The sequence below is a fragment of the Methylobacterium guangdongense genome (genome assembly GCF_038442355.1).
In the GTDB taxonomy this organism is placed as follows: domain Bacteria; phylum Pseudomonadota; class Alphaproteobacteria; order Rhizobiales; family Beijerinckiaceae; genus Methylobacterium; species Methylobacterium guangdongense.
On the sequence record NZ_JBBXMX010000005.1, the window covers coordinates 312,567 to 319,587 of the forward strand.

Annotated in this window: 6 protein-coding genes; all 6 read right to left on the minus strand. The window is 61.4% G+C overall.

Annotation, left to right across the window (positions count from 1 at the left end; translation table 11 throughout):
- Nucleotides 1–205: 205 nt before the first annotated feature.
- Nucleotides 206–526: a hypothetical protein gene (locus AAHG09_RS13425; RefSeq protein WP_342107781.1), complete on the minus strand. Its 321-nt coding sequence runs from the start codon at nucleotides 524–526 to the stop codon at nucleotides 206–208.
- The gene (locus AAHG09_RS13430; RefSeq protein ID WP_342107783.1) at nucleotides 526–2,067 is read right to left on the minus strand and encodes a flagellin; all 1,542 of its coding nucleotides are present in this window, start codon (nucleotides 2,065–2,067) and stop codon (nucleotides 526–528) included. Before AAHG09_RS13430 ends, AAHG09_RS13425 begins: the two co-directional genes overlap by 1 nt.
- A gap of 62 nt (nucleotides 2,068–2,129) precedes the next feature.
- Nucleotides 2,130–3,977 (minus strand): flagellar hook-associated protein FlgK, encoded by a 1,848-nt coding sequence (flgK, locus tag AAHG09_RS13435; RefSeq protein WP_342107784.1) that lies wholly within the window; start codon nucleotides 3,975–3,977, stop codon nucleotides 2,130–2,132.
- Between the two features lie 34 nt (nucleotides 3,978–4,011).
- Nucleotides 4,012–5,400, minus strand: a complete 1,389-nt coding sequence (locus AAHG09_RS13440; RefSeq protein WP_342107785.1) for a flagellar hook protein FlgE — start codon at nucleotides 5,398–5,400, stop codon at nucleotides 4,012–4,014.
- A 348-nt stretch (nucleotides 5,401–5,748) separates the two neighbouring features.
- Nucleotides 5,749–6,653 (minus strand): IS630 family transposase gene (locus AAHG09_RS13445; RefSeq protein ID WP_342107786.1). Its coding sequence is split into 2 segments (ribosomal slippage): nucleotides 5,749–6,302 and nucleotides 6,302–6,653, totalling 906 coding nucleotides; the frame shifts between segments, so codons are not numbered across the junction.
- 90 nt (nucleotides 6,654–6,743) lie between these two features.
- Nucleotides 6,744–7,021, minus strand: a 278-nt coding sequence (locus AAHG09_RS13450; RefSeq protein WP_342107788.1) for a transposase, incomplete at its 5' end; no start/stop codon positions are given.

Below are 7,021 nucleotides of genomic sequence, written 5' to 3' on the forward strand. Positions count from 1 at the left end.
GTCTGAATAAAATTAATTTACGCTTCAGCGCCCGCGCGATATATTAAAATTTTCCTAAGATGGTGTTATGTTTGGGCAGGGCTATTTGTTATCCAATCGCCGACGCCTTGGTGGTCTCAGATCTGATGAACTTGTAGTCATACAGCGAGATGCGGACCACGCCTCAAACTGTCGCTCGCCCCTAGAAGTCCCATAAAATTCGGAATCAAGGGATGAAACGCCGGATCAGGAGCGGGAATTTGTCGGATGCCGCATCATCCGAGAGGCCCCAAAGCAACACCGTCTTGGTAGCGAGATCGATCACAGACAAGCGATCGAATTTCGGATCCAGCCGAACGGAACCGACGATTCGGCTGGCCACCGCGTGTGAGGTTTCCGGTGTCTGAAGCACGATCAGCGATCCGTTTAGGCTGATCTGATCTGGACGACGTCCTCGGCGCGCCTCTTTGACGAACTCGGAATAAATAGAGCGTACCGGGCGATGGTCTCCTGGGCCGATGTCTATGCTCAAAACGAGAATAGCCATTACGAGATATAATTCACAAGGGACAGCTTCGACAGGGACGAAGTAATTTGATAGCTCGCCTGGAGGCGCGTCTGCAATTCGAGAAGTTTTGCAGCGACCTCTTCCGTGGGCGCTTGCTCTATACCGTCCAACGTATTCTGTATCGTATTCTGTGTGGCAGTGTTGGTCGTTGCGGCATTTGCCAGCCCCGCGGATGCAAGGCTGAGTGTGGTCACGATGTCTTGGACGCTCGGAGACGTATCAGCGGACGCGAGCAGGCTGTTAGACTTGCTCGCAACCGCTTGATACGTCGTCCCTGCGTTGACGTTCGACGTCGAAGACATGCCGAATGCCGCGGTGGCGAGACCGGCGAGAACATTCTGGATCGGGAGTTCGTTCGCACGCGCGCCGACCTTGATCGTGCTCGTCGCGCTGACTTGAACGGATTGCGTGGCGCGTGGGTCACTGGTGCCGCTCGGGTCGCTCTCGCCCTGATACCAGACTATGGTTTTGCTCGCCGCGCCGGTGACATAACCCGTCGGACGACCAGTCGTCGGATCTGTGGTGATACGGTTCGGCGTCGTGCCCGCAGAGGCGGAGGCGGCGAAGAAGTTTTGAGATGCCCGAGCGGTCGCGTTCGCGGTTAGTGTGCTGCCGGCAGAAGTGGTCAGCGCGCGCGTCAGGGCCTGGGAGAGGTTGTTCGTCGTCGTCGGAAGATCCGAACCTATCGTGAAGCTCGTCGTCGACGCGGCATCCGCGCTAGTCGCCGCCGTCAACGTCAAGGTCGTCGACGTTCCATCGGGAAGCCGGAGATTGAGCGTCACGCTGTCGCCAACATTCGGCTGAGACGTCAACGACAGGGTCGTAGACGATGGTGTGTTCGCGGTGGCCGATACGTAGGCCGGTGTCAGGAACGAGCCCGTTCCCGTAGCGGCGCCCGTCAGGGCATAGCCGAACTGAGCAGTCGACCCTGCGTAGGTGTCGTCTGTCAGCGAAATCTGATTCGTGCCGAGCTTGGCTGCGGCGGGGGTCGTCTGACCGGGCGACGTCTGGGTCAGACGCCCGAGCCCTTTGCTACCGACGTCGGCCTGAACTTGTTCGCCGATTAGGGTCTTTAGACCGGCCAGGGCTTGCCCCGTGCCGTCCGTTGTGCCGTTCAGAATAGCGTCCGAGCCCAAGACCGGCTGAGTGGCGACATTTTTCCCACCAAACAGATAGTTGCCCGCGGCCGATTGGGTCAGGGCGTCGAGCGCGGCGGAAAGGTTTGCGACGGCCGTGGACGTGCTCGCGGTCGTGTTGATCGGCGTACTCTGCAAGCCGTTGTCTAGGACTGTCCTGGTGCTGGTGCCCAGTGATGCGACCTGTGTGAGGCTCGTCACGGCGAGATCGGTTCGGGTCTTGGCGGCAGTGATGCCGGCCGCGTAGCCCGTCAGTGCGCTCAACGTCGCCTGCGCGCCGAGCGCCGTCGATCGACCGGTACCGAGCCCACCGTAGGTCTGCGCGACCTGACCCGTCGAGAGTTGGCCTGTGAGTCCGTTGAGCTGATTCTTCAGCGCCAGCAACTGAGACGTGTTCCGCGTCGCCGTATAGGAGCCGGCCGCGTAGGGCGAAATTGTTGTCATGGTCAGATCTGCAGCAACTGATTGAGCATGTCGCGGGCCGCCGTCAGCACCCGCGCGTTGGCACCGTAGGCGTTCTGGAGCGCAATCAAGTTCGACATCTCCTCATCGATGTTAACCCCGGCTCCCGACGAGAACCGCGCTTGTGCGGTGGACAGCGCGGTCTGCTGCGTGTCGTTGAGCGTCGCAGCGTTCGCCGAGGCCGCGCCCTGGGAGGCGATTACGTTTTGCGCAAAGCCGGCGACGGTCGCGCTGAATGGCGCGGCGATGCCGCCGATACCGCTAGACGACGAGAACGTTTGTTGCGTCGACGTCAGCGCTGTGAAGATCGCCTGCGCGCGCGCACCGGACGCGGTATTGTCGTTCGCACCCGCGGCGGTCAAGCTCGCGGTATTCCCGGATAGTGCCGTATTGACCTGTATGCGTTGGGCAAAGCCCGTTAGCTGAGACCCGCCGTCGAAGGACCCGGTGAACAGCGCATTCTTCGAACCATCGGTGAAGAGTGCAATCTGCGGCCACGCCGTTTTAGGGTCCGGCGAACTCGGTACCGTGATCCCAGCCGTGGCGGACACCACCGCGTCGGTACTGCCCATCTTCGGTCCGATCGTGATGTTCGAACTCGAGCCCGTGGCGGTCAGGTTCGGCGCGATGGCGCTCAACGCCGCCGCAACTGCATCGGCATATTTGGTCGGATCAATGGGAATCTGGAACGTCTGGACCAGCGCGGTGGCGTCGTTCGTCTGGCTCGCGGGTACGGAGGTGGATGCGTTTGCAGATGCGATCAGGATCACGTTCTGGGTAGTAGCTCCCGATTTGACGGAGATCGTCAGGGTGTTGCCAGCCTGGATTCCCGACAGGTCTATCGCAGCCGATCCGCCAGTCACCGTTCCGGTCATCGTCTTATCGGTCAGAGCACTGGCGAGACCACCGGCGAGGTCGTCGAGCTGACGCTGGGCTTGAGGCAGGATCTGATCCCGCAACTCAAATCCCGCAGCTAGGCTTCCGGAGCGGATTGCGCCCGGCGCGCCCAGGTCGATCTTGCCACCTCCCGCAAGCGTGGCCGTGATCGTGCCCACGGTTCTGGTCTTAGGGTCGGACGTGTATATCGAGTTCACACCCAACGAGCCTTGCCCATCGAAACTCAGGGAGGCGGCGTTGCTGCGATCCACCAAAGTGACGCCGGACTGGGTCAATATCGAGACCGTCCCATCGCTCTGCGCAACGGTCTGGACATCCATGTAGTTCGAGAGGCTATTGACGGCTTGGTCGCGCTGGTCTTGGAGGCCGGCTAGGGACGCGCTATCAGAGGTGTTCTGGATCTTCGCGTTGAGCGTCCCGATGCTAGCGAGCAGGCCGGAGGCGGTTTTGGTATCGGCGCCGAGCTGAGCCTCGACGCCGGTCCGCAACTGCTGCACCGTCGAGGCTGCGCTATTGATCTGGCCGGCCAGAGCCGAGGCGTTGCCGAGAACCGTGGTTCGCGCCGCCGCCGACGTCGGATTGGCAGACAGCTCCTGTAGGGCCTCCGTGAACGTGTTTAGCGTCCCGTCGAGCGCGGTCGAACTCCCAGGTGTACCATACAGCTTGTCCAACTGCCCGACGACATCGGCCTTCGTCGCCGTATAAGCCGCCCCCGAGGTTTCGAGCCGCAGTTGCTTAAGCGCTGCGGCATCGAAGTTGCGCGTGACGGCACCCGACAAGACACCTAGGTTGTTCGTTCCCGTGGCGACTGAGGAGATCGTCCGCTTGACGTAACCTGCCACACCGGCGTTGGCGACGTTCTGCGAGACGATACCGATGGCTGCCTGCGTCGCGGCGAGGCCGGCCGTCGCGTTCGTGAGCGCGTTGAGCGACATGGAGCGACCTCCCGTTTACAAACCGTCTTTCGGACTAGCGGATCACGTTGAGAAGATCAGACATCATCGTCTGGGCCGTCGACATGACACGTGTGTTCGCCGAGTAGGCTTGTTGCGTCACAATCATCTTCGAAAATTCTGTGGCTATATCCGTATTCGACTGCTCGATACTCGATCCGGCGAGAGTGCTACCGTTCAGGCCGACTAAGGGCGGGCCGGAGTCGGCACTCTGCTGATAGTTTCCGTTCGTATCGGCCTTCAATCCGTCCGGATTGGCGAATTGCGCGATGCCGACGGTCGCCAATGGTTTCACGGTGCCGTTCGAGAACGTGCCGTTGATCTTTCCGTCCGTTCCGACGGACACACTCGTCAGCGTGCCGGCGCTGTTGCCATTGATGCTAAGCGTGTTGGTCGTCACCGCCCCAGACGCGTCGGCGTACTGCGTCAGGCCACTGGACCCGACACTCATCGTCATACCCGGGAAGGTGTAGTCACCGATCTTCACATCCCCGAGCTTGATCGGATTGTCCGTCGGCGCGGTCATCTTTCCGGTCGAGTCGAAAACGAAGGATGTGCCGACGTTATTCCAGTCCGTGGCGCTGGGTGCAGCAGTGGGATCTGATGCGTAGTACAGGTTCCACTGCGCATCCTGTTTCGGGTTCGTCCCGGCATCCTGAACTTTCGCCCAACGGGTGCTCAATGTCAGCGGTGCGCCAGTTGTCGTATAAGCTGTAATCGATGGACCCGCGATGCTGTTATCGACGAACGTCGATGCGGCGCCCGCGACTGTCGAGTCGACCTTGACACCTGTCTGGTTGGCGCCGTCGATCACGACCGCGGCCGAGTTCTGGTTGTAAACGTCCTTCTTCGACGTGGCCGATGCTGTGGTAGTTGGCGTCGCCGGTAAGTTGGCGGCATAGGAGATACTCGTGCTAGCATTGGCCGGCAGCGACGCGTTTCCCACCTTGATCAAACCAGTGTTAGTCGTCTGCCCTGTGATCGGGTCTAAATTGGTGCCGGTGAGATACCCGCCCGCACCGTTGACTAGGTACCCATCTTTGTCCTGAGAGAAATCGCCACGGCGCGTATAGAGATTCGCGCCACTGAAGGTCGTCGCGCCGTTGGCATCGCCGGTCTTCTGTACCACAGTGAAGAAACCGGAGCCGCTGATGGCCATGTTGGTCGGCACGCTTGTCGAGATGACGTTACCCGCTAGGGTATTGGTGAGTTGCGCCTGTGCCAGGACCGATCCCGCAACCTCCCGCTTTGGAGGAGCGTCAGACATCAGGTCAACGAAGCTCGTATCGACGCGCTTGAAACCGGTCGTCTGCGAGTTTGCGATGTTACCGGAGATGTTGCTGATGGCATAGGACTGTGCTTGCAGCCCAGATACCGAAGTTTGAAGGGCAGAGAACAGATCCATGATCAACCTCGACGCATAAGCGATCGAGGCTCTCGCAAATCCGGGTCCAAACAAATCTCATTTTGCGCCAGCGAGTTAGCACCGCGGGCATTCGATACACCCACCTGTCTGTCGGCAATTCTTGCCGGTGTCGGCAATTCCTGCCTTGTATCGATTTGGCCGAAAGCTTTGGCTCAGCGCTGTACGGTTCGCCAGAACCCAGGCATCTGACGACAGTGGTCGAAATCAGCTCAAACCATCATGCCGTCGGCCTACACCATAAAAAATGGCCCTTCCTAGAGCTGTTCCCGCCTACGTAGCGACGGCCAAGTCATCTTCGTAACCGGCAGCTGTGAGGCAGTTGCGGCATTAGTCTGGGGTGAAGCCGGTGAAGGCATCGCGGATGGCGGCCCAGAGGTCGGGGATGGTGCGGGCGGCTGCAGTTCGGAGCAGGTGCTTCAGCTTGGAAAAGATCTGCTCGATCGGATTGAACTCGGGGCTGTAGGGCGGAAAGTAGAGAATCCGCGCGCCCGCCGCCTCGATCGCCTCACGCACGCCGGCGACCTTGTGGGCCTGCAGGTTGTCGAGGATCACGGTGTCGCCGGCTTGCAGCACCGGGACGAGGCTGTCGGCGACGTAGCTGCGGAAGCGGGCGCCGTTCGTGGCGCCATCCATGAGGCTGAGCGCGCACAGGCCGGTGGTGCGCAGGGCGGCGGTGATAGTCGTGGTCTTGTAGTGGCCCTGCGGCACGAGCAGCCGGCAGCGGGACCCACGCGGGGCGCGTCCGTAGCGGCGGGCCATGTTGGTGGCGGCCGCAGTCTCGTCGAGGAACACCAGCGTGTCGGGGTCGAGGTCAGGCATGGCGTCGAACCAGGCTTGGCGCTCAGCTGTCACATCCGCGCGCTCCTGCTCAGCCGCGTACAGAGCCCCTTTTTACGGGTGATGCCGTGGCGGGCGAAGAACCGCGAAAGCCCGCTCGTGCTGGTCTGCACGCCCCGCACGGCCAGGACGTCGCGCAACTCGCGCAGGAAGATCTCGGGCCGGGCCTCGTAGGCGGACAGGATCAGATCGGCCTGCGCCTCGATGGCTGGGAGGCGATCATCCCTGTGCGTCGGGTCGGGCGCGACGTGGCCTTCCTGCGCGAACCGGGCCGACCAGCGGCTGGCGCTCGATACGCTCACACCGAACCGGGCCGCCGCCCGACCGAAGGAGGCGCCCTCGGTCACGGCCGCGACGACCCGCTCGCGCAGATCGACAGACAAAGGTGATGGCATCGCCGGCTCCTTCATCCGTCAACGCGGCAAACGCTGCTCCGTCGCAACGCCCGCGGGAACAGCTCTAAGGTACGACTTTAGGTCGTGGACTCATAAAGCTCGCAACCAGACACGCAGGGCTGCGAGCTTAACGCTGGCCAGGAAGTTGTCGGGATCCTTGTCGTAGCGGGTGGCGACGGCGCGGAAGTGCTTGATCTTGCTGAAGAAGCGCTCGACCAGATTGCGGTACTTGTACAGGAACGGGCTGAAGGCCAGTACCTGCTTGCGGTTGGGCATCGGCTTCACGTTCGCCCACGCCCCCTGCTCCGCCATCCGGGTGCGAAGCGCGTCGCTGTCGTAGGCTCGATCCCCCAGCAGGATCTGCCCCG